Here is an 18,059-nt window from a genome sequence, read left to right as displayed (position 1 = left end):
TCTGTCGCTTCAGTGAACCGTACGGCGTCTCACTCCCCAAGCCGGGTCTTGTCAGATTGTTGAACGATCGCTAGCGTGCGCCCGTGATGGATCTGACGAACCCGGCGAGCCGGGCAGCCCCGATGGATCTCAACGCGGATCTCGGCGAAGGGTTCGGGCACTGGACCCTCACCGATGACGAAGCGCTGCTCGACTGCGTCACCAGCGCCAATGTGGCCTGCGGATTCCATGCGGGCGACGCCTCCGTGATGCGGCGGGTCTGCGACACCGCCGCCGCCAGGGGGGTACGGATCGGCGCCCAGGTCGCGTACCGCGATCTGGCCGGCTTCGGGCGTCGCTCGATGGACGTCCCGCCCGCCGAGCTGACCGCCGAGGTCGCCTACCAGATCGGCGCCCTGCGGGTGTTCGCCGAGGCGGCCGGGTCCACGGTCTCGTACGTCAAACCGCACGGCGCCCTCTACAACCGCGCCGTCTGGGACGACGACCAGGCCGCCGCCGTGGTCGAGGGCGTCCGGCTGGCCGGCGGGGACCTGGCGGTCCTCGGGCTCCCGGGCTCGCGCCTGCTCGCCCACGCCGGGGCCGCGGGCCTCACCGCCGTGGAGGAGGCCTTCGCCGACCGCGCGTACACGCCCCGGGGCACGCTGGTCCCGCGCGGCGAGCCCGGCGCGGTGGTGCACGACGAGGACGAGGTCGTACGCCGCAGTGTCGGGATGGCGGTGGACGGGGGCGTCACCGGGGCGGACGGCAGCCGGATACCCGTCGCGGCGCGCTCGCTGTGCGTGCACGGCGACACCCCGGGCGCGGCGGCGCTGGCGCGCAGGGTCAGGGCCGCGCTGGAGGCGGCGGGCGTGACCGTGCGGGCGTTCGCATGAGTACGGGGGTTCGCACGGGCGGGGATATCGAGGTGCTCCCCGCCGGCCCCGGGGCGCTGCTCGTCGAGCTGGCCTCCGGTGAACAGGCCGCGGCCTTCCACGCCGAGCTGCTGCGCCGCCGCGCGCTCGGTGAACTGCCCGTCGTACGCGAGATCGTGCCCGGGGCCCGGACCGTCCTCCTCGACGGCATCGCGGACCGCACCCCGGACGGCCGCGCGCGGTTCGCCCGGGAACTCGCCTCCTGGCCGATACCGCCGCTGCGCCGCGACACCGGGGAGGCCGTCGAGATCCCCGTCGTCTACGACGGCCCGGACCTCGCGGACGTCGCGGCGGCCTGGGGCGTCGCCGTCGCCGAAGTGCCCCGTATCCACGCCGGGACCGAATTCCGGGTGGCCTTCTGCGGGTTCGCCCCCGGCTTCGGCTACCTCACCGGTCTCCCCGAGCGCCTGCACCTGCCGCGCCGCGCGACCCCGCGCACCCGGGTCCCGGCCGGTGCGCTGGCACTCGCGGGGGCGTACACCGGGGTGTACCCGCGTCCGTCGCCCGGCGGCTGGCAGCTCATCGGGCGGATGCCCGACCCGGGCGAGTTGTGGAACCCGGTCCGTGAACCGGCCGCGCTGCTGAGCCCCGGGGCGCGGGTGCGCTTCGTCGCGGCGGAGGTGCGGGCGTGACCGGCGCCGTCGAGGTGGTCCGGGCCGGTGCCCTGACCACCGTTCAGGACGCGGGCCGCGTCGGCTGGGCGCATCTCGGGGTGCCGCGCGCCGGCGCCCTGGACGCCCCCGCCCACCGCCTCGTCAACCGGCTGGCCGGGAACGGGACGGACGCGGCGGTGCTGGAGACGACCGTCACCGGCTGCGCGGTCCGCCCGGACCGGCCCGTTCTCGCCGTCGTCGGCGGGGCGCCCTGCCGGGTCACCGTCGACGGGCGGCCGGTGGCCTGGGGCACCCCGGTGCGCGTACCGGCGGGCGCGGTGCTCGACGCGGGCCCCGCGGTCCGGGGTCTGCGCAGCTATCTGGCGTTCGGCGGCGGCCTGCTGCCGGAACCGGTGCTGGGCAGCAGATCGGCCGACCTGCTCTCCGGGCTCGGCCCGGCACCCCTGCGCGACGGGGACGTACTGCCCCTGGGCCAGGACGCGTCGAGGCCCCCGGGCACCGACGCCGTGCCCTGGCCGGGCGTGCCCGCCGAACTGGTGCTCCCGCTGCGCCTCGGCCCCCGCCACGCCTGGTTCACCGACGAGGCGCTGCGTACGCTCACCAGCGCCACGTACCGCGTCTCGCCGAACAGCAACCGCATCGGCCTGCGCACCCAGGGACCGGCCCTGGCGCGCGCCCGCGAGGGCGAGCTGCCCAGCGAGGGGATGGTACTCGGCGCGATCCAGGTGCCGCCGGACGGGCGCCCGGTGGTGTTCCTCAACGACCATCCGACGACCGGGGGTTACCCGGTCGTCGGTGTCGTGCACGAAACCGCACTCGCGGGCGCGGCACAGGCGGTGCCGGGAACCCGGGTGCGGTTCGTGCGGGCGGGCTGAGAACAGGTCCTACGCCGCCGCCTTGAACCCCCGCAGCCGCAGCGAGTTGCCGACCACGAAGACCGAGGAGAACGCCATCGCGGCACCCGCGATCATCGGGTTGAGCAGCCCGGCCGCGGCGAGCGGCAGAGCGGCCACGTTGTAGGCGAAGGCCCAGAACAGGTTCGTGCGGATGGTGCCGAGGGTCTTGCGCGACAGCCGGATCGCGTCCGCCGCGGCCCGCAGGTCCCCGCGTACCAGCGTCAGGTCGCCGGCCTCGATCGCGGCGTCCGTGCCGGTGCCCATCGCCAGGCCCAGATCGGCCTGGGCGAGGGCGGCGGCGTCGTTGACCCCGTCACCGACCATGGCGACCGAGCGGCTCTCGGCCTGGAGGCGCTTGACGACGTCGACCTTGTCCTCCGGCATGACCTCCGCGTACACCTTCTCGATCCCGACCTCGGCCGCGACCGCCTCGGCCACCGCCCGGTTGTCGCCGGTCAGCAGGATCGGGGTGAGGCCCAGGGCCCGCAGCCGCTCGATGGCCTCCGCGCTGGTGTCCTTGACCGCGTCGGCGACTTCGAGCACGGCGCGTGCCTCGCCGTCCCAGGCGACCGCGATGGCCGTCCGGCCCGCGGCCTCCGCCTCGGCCTTGCGCCGGGCCAGCTCGACCGGGAGGTGGATCTCCCATTCGGCGAGCAGCTGCTCGCGGCCGACGAGGACGGCGTGGCCCTCGATGACGCCCTGGACGCCGAGGCCGGGGATGTTGGTGAAGTCCTCGGGGGTGGGGAGGGGGGTGCCGGTGCGTTCGGCGGCTCCGGTGGCGACGGCCTGGGCGATGGGGTGTTCGGAGGAGTGTTCCAGGGCGCCGGCGAGGCGGAGCACGTCGGTTTCGTCGGTGTCTTCGGTGGTGTGGACGTCGAGGAGGGTCATGCGGCCGGTGGTGACGGTGCCGGTCTTGTCGAGGACGATCGTGTCGACGCGGCGGGTGGTCTCCAGGACTTCGGGGCCCTTGATGAGGATGCCGAGCTGGGCGCCGCGTCCGGTGCCGACCATGAGGGCGGTGGGGGTGGCGAGGCCCAGGGCGCAGGGGCAGGCGATGATCAGTACGGCCACGGCGGCGGTGAACGCGGCGGTCAGGCCCGCGCCGTTGCCGAGCCAGAAGCCGAGCGTGCCGAGTGCCAGGGCGATGACGACGGGCACGAAGACGGCGGAGATCCGGTCCGCGAGGCGCTGGGCCGCCGCCTTGCCGTTCTGCGCGTCCTCGACGAGCTTCGCCATCCGGGCCAGCTGGGTGTCGGCGCCGATCCGGGTGGCTTCTACGACGAGCCGGCCGCCCGCGTTGAGCGTGGCCCCGGTGACGGAGTCGCCGACGCCGACCTCCACGGGCACGGACTCACCGGTGAGCATCGAGGCGTCCACGGCCGAGGCACCCTCGACGACGGTGCCGTCGGTGGCGATCTTCTCGCCGGGGCGGACCAGGAACCGGTCCCCGACCTGGAGTTCGGCGGTCGGCACGGTCACCTCACGGCCGCCGCGCAACACGGTCACTTCCTTGGCGCCGAGTTCGAGGAGCGCCTTGAGGGCCGCGCCCGCCTTCCGCTTTGAGCGGGCCTCGAAGTAGCGCCCGGCCAGGATGAAGGCGGTGACTCCGGCGGCCGCCTCCAGGTAGATGTTCCCGGCGCCGTCGCTCCGCCCGATGGTCAGCTCGAACGGGTGTGTCATGCCGACCATGCCCGCCGTGCCGAAGAACAGCGCCCACAGCGACCACAGGAACGCGGCCGAGGTACCGACCGAGATCAGCGTGTCCATCGTGGCCGCGCCGTGCCGGGCGTTGGTCCAGGCGGCGCGGTGGAAGGGCCAGGCGGCATACGTGACGACCGGGGCCGTCAGCGTCAGCGAGAGCCACTGCCAGTAGTCGAACTGGAGCGCCGGGATCATGGACATCGCGATCACCGGCACGGCGAGCGCGACGGCGGTCAGCAGCCGCTGGCGCAGGGGCCGCAGCTCGTCGGTGTCCGCGGCCTCGGGGGCGTCGTCCCCGGTGCGTACCGGGGGAGCGGGCTCGTGCGCGGTGTAGCCGGTCTTCTCGACGGTGGCGATCAGGTCCTGTACGGAGATGTCCTCGCCCCGGTAGCTGACCTTGGCCTTCTCGGTGGCGTAATTGACGGTGGCCTCGACGCCGTCCATCCGGTTGAGCTTCTTCTCGATACGGGCCGCGCAGGAGGCGCAGGTCATGCCGCCGATCGCGAGCTCGACCTCTGCGGCGGTGCCGGTGGCGTTGCCGGTGCCGGTTGTGGCGGTGTGCGCGGACACGATGTCCTCCCTGGCGGAGATTTTGATACCCCTAGGGGGTATGCATTACTGATTCAGGTATACCCCCCTCCCCTATGAAACGCAAGGGCGGATATGCCGTGCGAGCCCGGAACGTGCGCGTTCGATCACCCGAGGTGCGTCTGACCTCACGTATCTTCACCTGGCATTGAGGCTGCATCCTCGGTGTGCTGACCCGTAGGCTGGCCATTGGACTAGACCTATTGACGTTTCCTGTCGATGTTCCCTGTCGATGTTTCCTGGAGGATTGGGATCCCATGAGCAACCGTGCAGTCCTGGAGGTGATCGCTCTCGACGCGGAGGACGCGGTCGCTGCCCAGGCGGGTGGTGCAGACCGGCTTGAGCTGGTCACCGACATGGCGGCGGACGGCCTGACCCCGTCCTGTGCGACCTTCGTGGAGATCCGGGCGGCGGTGGACATTCCGCTGCGGGTGATGCTCAGGGTGGCGGACGGCTTCGCGGCCGGCGACATCGAGGTGCTCGTGGCCAAGGCGCGCGAGCTGCGCGCGGAGGGCGCCGAGGAGTTCGTCCTCGGCTTCCTCGACGCGGAGGGCCGCCCGGACCTGGTCGCCGTCGAACGGCTCGTCGCCGAGCTGGACGGCTGCCGCTGGACCTTCCACCGCGCGATCGACCGGGCCGCCGACCGGGACGCCCTGCGCAAGCAGCTGGCGGACCTGCCCGGCCTGGACACCTACCTCACCGCCGGCTCGTCCAAGGGCGTCGACGACGGCATCCCGACGCTGCTGGTCGAGGCGGCGCGCTCGGGCGAGCCCGGGTACGAGCCGCAGATCCTGGTGGGCGGGGGGCTGCGCCTGGAGCACCTGCCGGAGCTGCTGGCCGCGGGCATCGACGCCGTGCACATCGGCGGCGCGGCGCGCCCGCACGGGTGGTCGGGGCCGGTGGACGCGGCGGCGGTGCGGGAGTGGCGGGCGGTGCTTGACGCGTAGCGGGGCGGGGGCGGGGGTGGGGGCGGGGACGGGGTGAGGCGGTGCGGGCGGGTCGCCTGCAGCGGGCCTGTTCCCCGCCCCGCCCCTTCCCGTTACCGGGGGCTCCGCCCCCGGACCCCCGCTCCTCAAACGCCGGAGGGGCTGGGATGTACGCCGGAGGGGCTGGATTCGGCTCGCGGTGCCAGTTCGTCCGGCAGGGCCGTCGCGTGGACCACCGTCAATCCCGACACCGCACGCGTCAGCGCCACATACAACCGGCGCAGGCCCGTGCGTTCGTCCGGTTCGCCGTCGACCACCGCGGCCGGCTCGTCAAGTACCACGTAGTCGTACTCCAGGCCCTTCGCCAGCGACGCCGGGACCAGGGTCAGACGGGACTCGGCGGTCGTCTCCTCACCGGGGGAGAGGTACGCGTGCCCCGCCGCCATCAGGGCCTCCGCCAGCGCGGGGATCCGCGCATCGGCCGCGATCAGGCCGATCGAACCCTCCCGCGTCAGCGACTCCTCGCACGCCGCCAGCACCGCCGCGTCCAGCTCCGCCGGACCGGCCGCCTCCCGCACCTCCAGTGAACCCGGCGACTCGCGCACCGACTCCACCGCCGCGAGGCCCGGCGAGATCACCGGCAGCAGCCGGGAGGCGTACGCGATCACCTCGCGCGGCACACGGAAGCCCGCCGTCAGCTCCTCCACCACCGCGTCCGACTTGCCGAGATGGTGCAGCGCCTGCGCCCAGCTCTCCGTCGACCACGGCGTCGTGCCCTGCGCGAGGTCGCCGAGGACCGTCGCCGAACCGGTCGTGCAGCGCCGGCCCACCGCCCGGTACTGCATGGGGGACAGGTCCTGCGCCTCGTCGAGCACCACATGGCCGAGCGAGTGCGTGCGCGCCACCAGATCGTTCGCCTCGTCGATCAGCACCGCGTCCGCCGCCGACCACTTCGCCGACTTCACGCTCCGGGCAGGCTTCGTCCACAGGATCGTCTTCTGTTCGTCCTCGCTGAGCAGCCCCTCCGCGTGGGCGGCCAGGAACTCCGCGTCGATGAGCAGCCGCAGCACCAGCTTCGCCGGGTCGACGGCCGGCCAGATCGCCTTCACGGCCGCCTTCACCGCGGGGTTGCGGGCCACCGCGTTCTGCACCCGGTCGTCGGGCGCCTCGCCCGCCTCCTCCATCCGGACCAGGACGGAGTGCGCGATGCGCTGCGGAAGCGCTTCGTGGGCGGCCCCGTACCGCATGTCGCGGGCCAGCAGCTCGGTGGCCATCTCCGCCAGCTCGTACGCGGGCACCCGCCAGCGCCGCGAACCGCGCACCACCACGACCGGCTCCGTCGGGAGCGTCACATGCGAACGGATCGCCCGCCGCAGCACCTGGGCCATCCGGGCGTCGCCCTTGACGACGGCGGCGTCCGCCGCGTCCGTGCCGCGCACCTCGATGCCGGCCGTCACCAGATCGTCGACGGTCGCCTGCTTCACCGCCAGCTCACCGAGGGCCGGCAGCACCTGCTCGATGTACTGGAGGAAGGACCGGTTCGGCCCGATGACCAGCGTGCCGGTGCGGGCCAGCCGCTCGCGGTGCGCGTACAGCAGATACGCGACCCGGTGCAGGCCGACGGCCGTCTTACCGGTACCGGGGCCGCCCTGCACGCACACCGTCCCGCCGAGCTCGCTACGGACGATCTCGTCCTGCTCGGGCTGGATCGTCGCGACGATGTCCCGCATCGGACCGACGCGCGGGCGCTCGATCTCCGCCTGGAGGAGCTTGCTGGTCTGCTCGGCCTCGGCGGGGTCGGTGAGGTGCTCGTCCTCGTACGCGGTCAGCTCACCGCCGGTGTAGCCGAAGCGGCGGCGCTGGCCCACGTCCTGCGGGTCCTTCCTGGACGCCCGGTAGAACGGCTGTGAGACGGGCGCGCGCCAGTCGATGACCATCGGGTCGCCGTCGGCATCGTGGACATGGCGGCGTCCGATGTAGAACTGTTCGCCCTCCGCACCCTCGGCCTGCTCGGCACCGACCCGGTGCAGATAGTCCAGGCGCCCGAAGAAGAGCGGGGTGTGGGCGAGATCGGCGAGCGACTTGATGCGCTCGTCGATCTGGGTCTGCAGGACGGCCGCGTTGACCCAGTTCGCGGTGACATCGCGGATGTCCAGGGCCTGGGCGTCCTCACGCATGGCCCGCAGGGCGGAGCGGGACGCGGTGAGATGGGCGCGTTCGCGAGCCAGGGGATCGGTGTTGGTGTCGCTTTCGTGTTCGTGCGCGGGCACGGTGTTGCCTCCGGCTTTTCAACGCAGGACGGCGGACCGCAGCTCGTCCCCGGCCGGTGCTCGGGGGCGATGCGGTCCGCTCGGGGATCGATCACGGGTACGCGCAGCAGGTGCGCGTACGGCTGTCGGCCGGTTTCCGTCCGGTCGGCGGCGCTCCCCCGGCTGCCGGCGCGCGCCCTGGGGCGAAAGGCCCTCGGGCTGCCGGTACCACGGTGCGGGAGGCGGGCAGACCGGCGATTGTATCGACCACGTTCGTCCGGGGCGAGCGGATTAATTCCGGCGGGGCGAGCGGATTAATTCCGGGTCCATCCCGTAGGGGACGGCATGCGACCGCAGACCTACTCGCACCGCCGCCGGATTCCGCCCCCGGGTCGATGCCCGCACGGGCCGGGCGCAGGACCATGGAACACATGAGCACAGTCAGCCTGAACCCCCGCAGGACCGGCCCCGCGCACGGCGCGACCGCGGCCACCGGTCACCACCGCACCCACCGTGTCGGCGACGCGGTCCAAGCCGTCAAGGTCTTCGCCCGCGCCGCGTTCGGCGTGCTCGTGCTCGGTGAGTACGCGGAGGAGGCGGGCGTCCGCCGCCACCACGCCCACTGAACACGCGCCGGTCGGCCGCCGGTCAGCTGTCGGTCAGCAACTCGTCCGCGTCCACGATCCGGTACGCGTACCCCTGCTCGGCCAGGAACCGCTGGCGGTGCGCCGCGAAGTCCTGGTCGATCGTGTCGCGTGCGACCACCGAGTAGAACCGCGCCTCGTGCCCGTCCGCCTTCGGCCGCAGCACTCGGCCGAGCCGCTGCGCCTCCTCCTGGCGCGAGCCGAACGTCCCCGAGACCTGGATGGCGACGGTCGCCTCCGGCAGGTCGATGGAGAAGTTCGCGACCTTCGAGACCACCAGGACGTTGAGTTCGCCCTCCCGGAACGCGTCGAAGAGCTTCTCGCGCTGGGCGTTGCTCGTCTCGCCCTTGATCACCGGGGCGTTCAGATGCTCACCCAGCTCGTCGAGCTGGTCGATGTACTGCCCGATGACCAGGGTCTGCTCGCCGCGGTGCTTGCGCACCAGCGCCTCCGTCACCTTCCGCTTCGTCGCGGTCGTCGCACAGAACCGGTACTTCTCCTCGGCCTCGGCGGTCGCATACGCCAGCCGCTCCGAGTCCGTCAGATTGACCCGCACCTCGACACAGTCGGCCGGCGCGATGTAGCCCTGCGCCTCGATCTCCTTCCACGGGGCGTCGAACCGCTTGGGCCCGATCAGCGAGAAGACGTCCGACTCGCGGCCGTCCTCACGCACCAGCGTCGCGGTGAGGCCGAGGCGCCGCCGGGCCTGGAGGTCGGCGGTGAACTTGAAGACGGGCGCGGGCAGCAGGTGCACCTCGTCGTAGATCACCAGCCCCCAGTCGCGGGAGTCGAACAGTTCCAGGTGCGGATAGACGCCTTTGCGGCGGGTCGTCAGCACCTGGTACGTGGCGATGGTGACCGGCCGGATCTCCTTGCGCGTACCGCTGTACTCGCCGATCTCGTCCTCGGTCAGCGAAGTCCGCTTCACCAGCTCGTGCTTCCACTGCCGGGCCGAGACGGTGTTCGTCACCAGGATCAGCGTGGTCGCCTTGGCCTCGGCCATGGCACCGGCCCCGACCAGTGTCTTCCCCGCGCCACAGGGCAGTACGACGACACCCGAGCCGCCGTGCCAGAACCCCTCGACGGCCTGCTTCTGGTACGGCCGCAGTGCCCAGCCGTCCTCGGCCAGCTCGATGGGGTGCGCCTCGCCGTCGACGTAACCGGCGAGGTCCTCGGCCGGCCAGCCCAGCTTCAGCAGCGTCTGCTTGATCTGCCCGCGCTCGGACGGGTGCACGGCCACGGTGTCCGGGTCGATCCGTGCCCCGACCAGCGGCTGCACCTTCTTCGACCGGAGGATCTCCTCCAGCACGGGCCGGTCGGTGGAGGTCAGCACCAGACCGTGCACCGGATGCTTGGAAAGGGTGAGGCGGCCGTACCTGGCCATCGTCTCGGCGATGTCGACGAGCAGCGCGTGCGGAACGGGATAGCGCGAGTACTGCACGAGCGCGTCGACGACCTGCTCGGCGTCGTGCCCGGCGGCGCGCGCGTTCCACAGCCCGAGCGGGGTCAGCCGGTAGGTGTGGATGTGCTCGGGGGCGCGCTCCAGCTCCGCGAAGGGCGCGATGGCCCGACGGCAGGCGTCGGCCTGCTCGTGGTCGACTTCGAGGAGCAGTGTCTTGTCGCTCTGGACGATGAGGGGTCCGGTCACGCGCGTCGGCCCTTTCTGCTGCGGGGACGGCCGGGGAAAGCCGGTCGTGGCCAAACGTCCAGTGTGCCGCATCCGGCGGTCATGGCGCGTGTGTTGTCGGGCACGGGGCCGGGACGGGGCCGGGACGGGGCGGGGCCGCGGGGCCGGCTCACGCCGTGGCGTCGTCGGCCAGTTCGGCGACGCCGGTGATGCGGTGCAGCGGGTACGTGCGGACCTCGTCCGCCGTGTGGTCGTACGCCGTGACGAAGCCGCCCTCGACCCGGACCGGGGCGATGACGCGCTGGCTGGCGGCGCCGTCCGCGTTCACGTAGCCGATCCAGAGCGCCGAGCCGGTCATCGCGGCGGCCTGGACCGTGGCCAGTGTCTCGGCGGAGGTCGTACGGGGCAGGGCGCCGGGCGTCGCCGCGGGGGCCTCCGGGGTGTCCTTGCGGACCACCGTGGCGGCCGTGTCCCCGGCGCGGATCGCCCGTACCGCCGCGCCGAGCAGGGTGGCGTCCGGCAGCGGAGGGCCCTCGGGCACGGGGACGGGGGCCGTGCGGGGCGGGGTGCGGCGGGCGCCCGCGCGGGTGATCAGGACATCGCCCTCGGCGGACTCGGCGGCCGGGGCGTAGCCCATCTCGCGCAGCCCTTCGAGCAGCGACGCCGGGTCGACCTGCGCGGCCAGGGCCGTCGGCGCGAGGCGGCGCAGGCGCAGGGTGGCCGAGCGCTTGTCGGCGAGGATCTCGTTCAGCACGGCCTCGTCGTCGCAGCGCACGTACGAGGAGGCGGCGCCGATCCGCAGATGGCCGTGGCGGCGGGCGACGTCGTCGATGAGGTAGCTGAGCGGCTGCGGGACGGGCGTACGGCTGTGGGCCGCGAGGAAGGCGTGCAGGTCGGCCGCGGACTGCCCGGCGTCCAGGGCACGGCGTACCGAGCCGGGGGTGAAGCGGTAGACCGTCGCGCCGCCCTTCGACTCGATGTCCGCGAGGGCGGAGAGCACGTCCGCCAGGGGGCGTTCCAGCGGTCCGGGGGCGACGGCCGTCAGGTCGGCCTGGAGCAGTACGTGGTCCAGCGGCTCCGGGATGAGCGGCGCGAGCAGCGCGGCGGCCTCGGCCGGCCCGGTGTCGAGCAGGGCGCGGGTGTGCGTGGCGAGCGCGCCGCGGCCGGTGATGCCGAGGAGCTCGGACTCGTTGAGCGTCCACAGGGCGATCCGGGACCGCAGATCGATGGTGTCCCCGGCCGAGGCGGAGGCGCCGCGCAGGGGGCGTTCCCAGCGCAGCCGGGCGAGGACGGTCTCCGGGTCGGGGGCGGCGCCGGGCTCCAGGGCGGCGAGCAGGGCCAGGACCCGGTGGCGCACCTCCGGGGCGGCGGAGCGGTCGAGTTCGGGGCCCAGGGCGGACAGGGCCCGGCCCTTGGCGTCCTGGCCGCCGACCAGTCCGGAGGTGCGGGTGGCGGCGAGCCAGGCGGTGGCGAGGGCCGCCCACCGTTCCTGCGCGGGGAGTTCGGCCCAGTCGTCGTACGCGGGGGTCGGCGCGTAGCGTTCGTCGGCCTCCCCGTCGGAGGCCAGCAGCCCGGCGGCGTAGGCGAGTTCGACCCAGAACGCGGCGACCTGCTCGGGAACCTCCAGGGCGGCGGCGGTCTTCTTCAGCTCGCGGACGCTGAGTCCGCCGGCCCGCAGTATCGCGGGGCCGCCGCCGTTCCAGCTCTTCAGCAGCTCCTCGACGGTGTTCACGGCCAGGAGCGCCTGACCGGCCGCGGCGCTGTCCACAGCCTGTGGATCGCGGTTGGCGACCGCTTCCACGGCGGGCGGCCGGGGTTCCGGTACGCGATGGGCGCGCCCGGCCCGCAGATGCAGGGCGGCCTCGCGGGGCAGCACCACGGTGCGGGTCGACACGGGCAGCAGCAGCCCGTGGTCGCGCAGCCACTTCACGGGCGGGGTGGGGTTCGGAGTCACTTCCCCGTACGGCGGTCCCCACACCAGCCGGTCCAGAACGGACAGGGCCTCGGCCGGGGCGGTGTCCAGCAGCTCGCCCATCCTGGCCCGGTCGGTGAAGAGCGCGGACAGGGAGGACACGGCGGAGACCGGGTCGTGCGTGGCGGGCAGTCCGGCGGTGGCCAGGATCTCCTGGAGGCGGCCCGGGGACATGCCGGAGGTCGCCTCGGCGACGGTCGGCCCGAGACCGGTGGGGGAGGCGTGCTGCGGGGACGGCGCGAGGATCTCGCGCGCCGTGCGCACCAGCCGCAGCCGGTCGTCCTCGCCCCAGACGAGGGCCTGTTCGCGCAGCGTGGCCAGGGCGCCGGGCAGCGCGTCCACGATCGCCGCGCCCGCGTCGTCGCGGTGCTCGCCGTCGTCCCGGCCGTCGCCGGTGAGCAGCCCGAGCAGCGTCTCGTACGGGGCGGGGTCGGCGGCCACCGCGAGCGCCTCGGCGGTCTGCAGGGCGAACTTGTCGAGGTGCTCCAGCGCGCGTACGACGGAGGCGCGGGTGCCGGCCCTCGTCGCGAGCTGGGTGATGTCGCCCGGCACCGGGTTGAGGAGGTCGGGGCGGGCGCGCAGCAGCCCGGCCAACGACTCGTCGTCCCGGGCGCGGAGCGCTTCGGCGAGCGTCCGCGGTGGTGTGGTCATCCCCATCCGTCCCACGGTAGTCGCTCCGGACAGGCCTGAGAGGCTCCGAGGGCGCTACCGTCGGTGCAGGGCGGTAGAGGGGAACGATCGCGTGGGGATCGAGAGCGACCAGCTGGTCTACGACTATCTGAGCCGGGTGGGGGACCTGGCACAACAGCAACAGCTGTCCTCGGCCGCCCGGATGAGGCTGGTGGCGACGCTCCGGGGCGAGATCGACCGGCAGCGCGGGAAGCAGTCCGGGGACAGTCCCGCGGCGGTCCGCCGCATCATCGGGAGGCTCGGCACACCGGACGAACTGGTGGCCGCCGCGGCCTCGTCGGGTGACGGCACGGTGGAGATCGCGGGGCAGCCGGAGCCCGCGGCGGAGGAAGGCCGGAGCATCCCCCGTCCGCGTAAGGGGATGCTCCGGAAGGACGGCAAAGACAGTTCAGGCAAGGGCGCGTCGCGGCCGCAGGAGGCCGGGTCCGGTGTGCCGGAAGCGCCGGCCGGCCGGGTGCCCTCGCCGCCGCACATGGCCGGTACGGACGAGCTGGGGCCGTCCGGCAGCGAGCCCGACTGGTGGCGGATCGAGCCGGGGCCGTTCGGTGACGGGGTCGATGTGCCGGGGTTCACCGGCGGTGTCGAGATCCCGGACATGATGAGGCCGCCGTCCCGGGACGCGGTGCCGCGCCCGCGCGCGGCGGCCGACGAGCCGTTGGACGAGGAGCCCGGTGAGGACACCGGTGCCGAGGAGGAAGAGGAGGCGGCGCCGCGACGCCGCAGGCTTCCGCGGCTCCGCCGCCGTGCGCCGCGCGAGGACGGGGCGGGCGGGCGCGGGATCTCCCACCCGCTGCTGCTGCTCGCCGCCGTACTGCTGGTGACCGGCGCCGTGACGGGTTCCTGGCTGGCCCTGGCGGGCGGCTGGCTCCTCGCGTACAGCTCGCGCACAATGTCCCGCGCGGAGGCGAAGTGGGCCGCGATGGGGCTGCCGGGCGTGGTCGCGGCGGGCGCCCTGGTCTGGCTGTGGGGCAGGAGCGACGGCCGGTGGGGCGAGCCCATCGGGACCGGGCAGATGGGCGACGCGATCGGCCAGATGTGGCCGTGGGTGGTGCGGGGGGCGGCTGTCGCCTCCGCGCTCTACCTGGTGTGGAGGTCGCGGAGGCAACGGTCGTGACGGCCGGTCACCGGCCGGCCGGGCTCGGCCTGGAGCGTCGGCCGGTCGTCGTCGCCCCTGAAGTGTTGGCCGGTCGTCCTCGCCCGGAACGTCAGCCGGTCATCTTCGCCTGGAACTCGTCGAGGATCTTGCCCGCGGCGGTGTAGCCGATGCCCGCGATCCACAGCCGGTCGTCGACCTTGAAGACCTTCCCGTCCTTGGATGCCTTCAGCCCCTGCCACAGGCCGCTGTTCATCGTCTTGGTCGTCCCCGCCTTCGCCGGGTCGCCGTACGTCGACGTGAAGACGACATCCGCGTCCGCGAGGTCGATCTTCTCGGGCGACACGTCGTACGAGAAGCCGTCCTTGGCCTTGTCGGTGATCGCGGGGCGGCCCACGCCGAGGTCGGCGAGGATCGAGCCGATGTAGTTCTGCTTGCCGTAGATGCGGATGTCGGCGCCCTCGACGAAGCGGACGAAGTTGACGTCGGTGGCGGCGGCCTTCTCCTTGCCGCCGATCGCCTCGGTCATCTTCGCGACATGGGCGTCGTAGTCGGCGACGACCTTCTTCGCCTCGGCCTGCTTGCCGAGCGCCTCCGCGTGCAGCTGGAAGTTCTCCTTCCAGGCGCTTCCGGTGGACTCCGTCATCACGGTGGGGGCGATGGCCCGGAGCTGCTCGTAGCGGTCGCCGTCACGGACCTTGCTGGTGAGGATCAGGTCCGGCTTCAGCGAGGCGACGGTCTCCAGGTTGGGGTTGGCGATCTCGCCGACCTCCTCGATGTCCTTCGTCCGGCTCGCGGGCAGGTAGGAGGGGAAGCTGTCCTCCGACGCCGAGTGCGTCGCGCCGACGGGCTGCACGCCGAGGGTGAGCGCGGAGTCCAGCTCACCGGTGTCGAGGACCACGACGCGCTTGGGGTGCACGGGGACCTTGACGTCACCCATGGCCGTCTTGACGGTGTGGGTCCTGGCGTTTCCGGAGTCGGAGCCGGAGTCGGAGGAGCCGCTGGCGCTCCCGCCGGACTCCGAGAATCCACAGGCGGAGAGCGCGAGCGCGCCGGCCAGGGAGAGCGCGCCGAGAGCGAGGCCGCGCCGGCGGGTGGAGGGGGCCATGGGGTGCCTTTCGTAGGGATGGGGGTGTTCGTCGGTCGCGGGTGCGCCGGGAGGACCTGGGGCGGGGCGCGGGCTCACGAAGCCGGTTCGGCCTGCCAGGGAGCGCCCGGCACCACGAGCGGCGAACCGGTCACCGGGTCCGGGACGATCACCGCTTCCAGGCCGAAGACCTCGCGTACGAGATCGGCCGTGACGATGTCCTCGGGGCGGCCCTCGGCGACGATCCGGCCCGCCTTCATGGCGACCAGGTGGTCCGCGTACCGGGCGGCCTGGTTGAGATCGTGGAGCACGGTGACGACGGTCCGGCCGCGGGTGCCGTCAGCCGCCGGGGCGGTGAGCCGGCGCACCAGGTCCAGGACCTCCACCTGGTGCGCGATGTCGAGGTACGTGGTCGGCTCGTCGAGCAGCAGCAGATCGGTCTCCTGGGCGAGCGCCATCGCGATCCAGACCCGCTGGCGCTGACCGCCGGACAGCTCGTCCACGGACCGGTCGCCGAGCCCGGTGATGTCCGTGCGCTCCATCGCGTCCGTCACCGCCCGCTCGTCCTCCTCCGACCACTGCTGCCACCAGTGCTGATGCGGCTGGCGTCCGCGGGCGACGAGGTCGGAGACGGTGATCGCCTCTGGGGCCACCGGGGTCTGCGGCAGCAGCCCGATCGACTGGGCGATCTTCCTGGTGGGGATCTTCGACAGCTCGGTGCCGTCGAGGAGCACGGCCCCGCCGCGCGGCTTGAGGAGCCGGCCGAGCGCGCGCAGGGTGGTCGACTTGCCGCAGGCGTTCGGGCCGACGATGACCGTGACCCGGCCGTCCGGCACGTCGAGGTCCAACGCGTCGACGACGGTGCGGTCCTCGTACGCGAGCGTCAGCTCCCGCGCGGTGAGCCGACCGGTCGCCGTCGCCGTCGCCGTAGCCGTCGCGGTCGCCGTGGTGTCGGACCTGGGGGTCGAACTCATGCTGTGCCTCCACTACGGCCGCGACCGCCGCCCTGACCGCGGATGATCAGCCAGATCAGATACGGGGCGCCGACCGCCGCCGTCAGAACGCCCACCGGCAGCTCGGTGGGCGAGAAGAGCCTGCGCGCCAGCAGATCCGCGAACACCACGATCACCGCGCCGAGCAGCGCCGAGCAGAACAGCGGGATCTGTGCGGTGCGGGTCATCCGGCGGGCGATCTGCGGGGCGAGGAGCGCCACGAAGTCGACCGGCCCGGCCGTCCCGGTAGCCACGGACGCCAGGATCACTCCGAGTGCGACCAGCCCGAGCCGCACCCGCCCCAGCCGCACCCCGAGCGCGGTCGCGGTGTCGTCGTCCATCGAAACGGTGCGCTGGGCGCGGGCCGCCCACAGGACGGCGGGCAGCAGGATCAGCAGCGTCCAGCCGATCGGCGCGGCCTCGGACCAGCCGCGGCCGTTGAGCGAGCCGGTCATCCAGATCTGCGCCTGCTGGGCGACCAGGTAGTCGCCCTTCGTCAGGAACAGCGTGGTGACCGACCGCAGCGCGATGGCGAAGCCGATGCCGATGAGGACGAAGCGGGTGGCGTGCAGCCCGCCGCGCCAGGCGAAGACGTACACGAGCGCCGCCGCGGCCACCCCGCCGATGACGGAGAGGTACGGCAGCACGGTGTACGAGGTGATGCCGAAGGTCATCGCGCCGACCGTGAGCGCGCTCGCGCCCTGGCTGATGCCGATGATGTCGGGGCTGGCCAGCGGATTGCGGGCGACGGTCTGGATCAGCGCGCCGGCGATCCCGAAGGCCACGCCGACCAGCAGCCCCACGGTCATCCGCGGCAGCCGCAGCGTGCCGACGACCAGTTCGTCGGGGGACGGCTGCCCCAGGACCACCTTCACGACCTCGCCGGGCGCGACGAAGCTCTCGCCGACGCAGAGGTACGCGACACAGACGGCGGCCAGCAGCACGACGAGCACGGTGGCGACGAGGGCCGCCCGCCGGTGCAGCAGGAACCGCCCCCGCGCCCCGATCCGTACGACGTGATACCCGGCGGGCCGCACCCGGACCGCAGCTTCGGCACTCATGCGGGCACCGCCTTCCGGCGTACCAGGGCGACCAGGAACGGCACCCCGATCAGCGCCGTCATCACGCCCGCCGGGACCTCGCTCGGCGGGAAGACGATGCGGCCGATGACATCGGAGACGAGCAGCATCACGGGCCCGATCAGTGCCGCCATCGGCAGCACCCAGCGGTGGTCGGAGCCGACGACCGCGCGGGCGATGTGCGGGACCGCGAGCCCGATGAACGCGATCGGCCCGGCCGCCGCGACCCCGACCCCGGTCAGCACCGTGGCCCCGACGCCGCCGACGATCCGTACCGTCGCGACGTTCTGCCCGAGCCCCTTCGCGACGTCCTCGCCGAGCGCCAGCGCATCGAGCCCACGGGCGACGGACAGCACGAGCACCGCTCCGACCAGCAGGAACGGCCAGATCTGCTGGGCCACCTCGGCCTCGCGCCCGGCGATCGAGCCGACCTGCCAGAAGCGGAACTCGTCCAGCGCGGACGCCTTGGTCGTCAGCACCGCCGAGACCACCGACACCAGCAGCGCGTTGATGGCGGCGCCGCCCAGCGCGAGCTTCACGGGGGTGGCGCCGCCGCGCCCGCTCGACGCGATCGCGTACACGGCGACGGAGGCGATCGCCGCACCCGCGAAGCCGAACCACACGTACCCCGTCAGGGTGTGGATCCCGGCGAACGCGATGGCCAGCACCACACCCACCGAGGCGCCCTGACTGATGCCGAGGATGCCGGGGTCGGCGATGGGGTTACGGGTGATGCCCTGGAGCACCGTGCCCGCGAGGGCCAGTGCGGCACCGACCATCAGCCCGATCAGGGTGCGCGGCACGCGCATGTTCCGGATGACTTCGGCGTTGTCGGAGTGCCCGCCGTGCAGCAGGACGTCGAACACTTCGGACGGGGGTATGGAACGGGCCCCCACGGCCAGGCTGAGTAGTACCGCCACGAGCAGCGCCGTAACGGCCGCCGCCGTCGCGAGTGCGCGTCTGGAGCGGCGTGGAGCGGCGGCTGACATC

14 protein-coding genes are annotated in these 18,059 nt (G+C 73.2%); 6 read left to right on the top strand and 8 right to left on the bottom strand.

Features of this window, described 5'->3' with window-relative positions; genetic code table 11:
- Positions 1 to 122 precede the first annotated feature (122 nt).
- The 3 genes from ACFVX4_RS17655 to ACFVX4_RS17645 are packed head-to-tail and all read left to right on the top strand — an operon-like array spanning position 123 to position 2,400.
- On the top strand, positions 123 to 872 hold the full coding sequence (locus tag ACFVX4_RS17655; protein ID WP_389978143.1) for a LamB/YcsF family protein: 750 nt from the start codon (positions 123 to 125) through the stop codon (positions 870 to 872).
- A complete protein-coding gene (locus tag ACFVX4_RS17650; RefSeq protein WP_389977725.1) occupies positions 869 to 1,543 on the top strand; it encodes an allophanate hydrolase subunit 1 in 675 nt (224 codons plus the stop codon). The genes ACFVX4_RS17655 and ACFVX4_RS17650 overlap by 4 nt, the downstream gene beginning before the upstream one ends.
- Positions 1,540 to 2,400 carry a biotin-dependent carboxyltransferase family protein gene (locus ACFVX4_RS17645; RefSeq protein ID WP_389977722.1) on the top strand — a complete coding sequence of 287 codons (861 nt, stop codon included), beginning with the start codon at positions 1,540 to 1,542 and terminating at the stop codon, positions 2,398 to 2,400. The genes ACFVX4_RS17650 and ACFVX4_RS17645 overlap by 4 nt, the downstream gene beginning before the upstream one ends.
- Positions 2,401 to 2,409: 9 nt before the next feature.
- Here the strand turns inward: ACFVX4_RS17645 and ACFVX4_RS17640 are convergent, their stop codons facing one another.
- Entirely contained in the window at positions 2,410 to 4,692 is a 2,283-nt protein-coding gene (locus tag ACFVX4_RS17640; protein WP_389977719.1) for a heavy metal translocating P-type ATPase, read from the bottom strand.
- Between the two features lie 275 nt (positions 4,693 to 4,967).
- Between ACFVX4_RS17640 and ACFVX4_RS17635 the strand changes: the two genes are divergently transcribed.
- A complete protein-coding gene (locus tag ACFVX4_RS17635; RefSeq protein WP_389977716.1) occupies positions 4,968 to 5,657 on the top strand; it encodes a copper homeostasis protein CutC in 690 nt (229 codons plus the stop codon).
- Between the two features lie 125 nt (positions 5,658 to 5,782).
- On the opposite strand, the gene ACFVX4_RS17630 is transcribed toward ACFVX4_RS17635, so the two are convergent.
- A complete protein-coding gene (locus ACFVX4_RS17630) occupies positions 5,783 to 7,906 on the bottom strand; it encodes a HelD family protein (RefSeq protein ID WP_389977713.1) in 2,124 nt (707 codons plus the stop codon).
- Positions 7,907 to 8,316: 410 nt separating this feature from the next.
- Between ACFVX4_RS17630 and ACFVX4_RS17625 the strand changes: the two genes are divergently transcribed.
- On the top strand, positions 8,317 to 8,511 hold the full coding sequence (locus ACFVX4_RS17625) for a hypothetical protein (RefSeq protein WP_389977710.1): 195 nt from the start codon (positions 8,317 to 8,319) through the stop codon (positions 8,509 to 8,511).
- Positions 8,512 to 8,533: 22 nt separating this feature from the next.
- Here ACFVX4_RS17625 and ACFVX4_RS17620 read toward each other — a convergent pair whose 3' ends face one another.
- Together ACFVX4_RS17620 and ACFVX4_RS17615 are read right to left on the bottom strand one after the other, a co-directional pair.
- A complete protein-coding gene (locus ACFVX4_RS17620; protein ID WP_389977707.1) occupies positions 8,534 to 10,177 on the bottom strand; it encodes a DNA repair helicase XPB in 1,644 nt (547 codons plus the stop codon).
- Positions 10,178 to 10,325: 148 nt separating this feature from the next.
- Positions 10,326 to 12,785 carry a helicase-associated domain-containing protein gene (locus ACFVX4_RS17615; protein ID WP_389977704.1) on the bottom strand — a complete coding sequence of 820 codons (2,460 nt, stop codon included), beginning with the start codon at positions 12,783 to 12,785 and terminating at the stop codon, positions 10,326 to 10,328.
- An 85-nt stretch (positions 12,786 to 12,870) separates the two neighbouring features.
- On the opposite strand from ACFVX4_RS17615, the gene ACFVX4_RS17610 reads away from it, so the two are divergent.
- Complete coding sequence (locus tag ACFVX4_RS17610) at positions 12,871 to 13,932, top strand: hypothetical protein (RefSeq protein WP_389977701.1); 1,062 nt, start codon at positions 12,871 to 12,873, stop codon at positions 13,930 to 13,932.
- 91 nt (positions 13,933 to 14,023) lie between these two features.
- Here ACFVX4_RS17610 and ACFVX4_RS17605 read toward each other — a convergent pair whose 3' ends face one another.
- The 4 genes from ACFVX4_RS17605 to ACFVX4_RS17590 all read right to left on the bottom strand — a co-directional run bounded on the left by ACFVX4_RS17605 (position 14,024) and on the right by ACFVX4_RS17590 (position 18,058).
- Positions 14,024 to 15,019, bottom strand: coding sequence for an ABC transporter substrate-binding protein (locus ACFVX4_RS17605; protein ID WP_389977699.1), 996 nt, complete (start codon positions 15,017 to 15,019; stop codon positions 14,024 to 14,026).
- Positions 15,020 to 15,093: 74 nt separating this feature from the next.
- Entirely contained in the window at positions 15,094 to 15,972 is an 879-nt protein-coding gene (locus ACFVX4_RS17600) for an ABC transporter ATP-binding protein (protein WP_389977696.1), read from the bottom strand.
- Entirely contained in the window at positions 15,969 to 17,051 is a 1,083-nt protein-coding gene (locus ACFVX4_RS17595; RefSeq protein ID WP_389977694.1) for a FecCD family ABC transporter permease, read from the bottom strand. The genes ACFVX4_RS17600 and ACFVX4_RS17595 overlap by 4 nt, the downstream gene beginning before the upstream one ends.
- Positions 17,048 to 18,058 (bottom strand): FecCD family ABC transporter permease, encoded by a 1,011-nt coding sequence (locus ACFVX4_RS17590; RefSeq protein WP_389977691.1) that lies wholly within the window; start codon positions 18,056 to 18,058, stop codon positions 17,048 to 17,050. Before ACFVX4_RS17590 ends, ACFVX4_RS17595 begins: the two co-directional genes overlap by 4 nt.
- Position 18,059: the final 1 nt, after the last annotated feature.

It is taken from the genome of Streptomyces sp. NPDC058240 (assembly GCF_042882135.1).
Lineage (GTDB): Bacteria > Actinomycetota > Actinomycetes > Streptomycetales > Streptomycetaceae > Streptomyces.
Note: the sequence above shows the minus strand (reverse complement) of the source record. Positions and strands in the feature narration are given on the sequence as shown.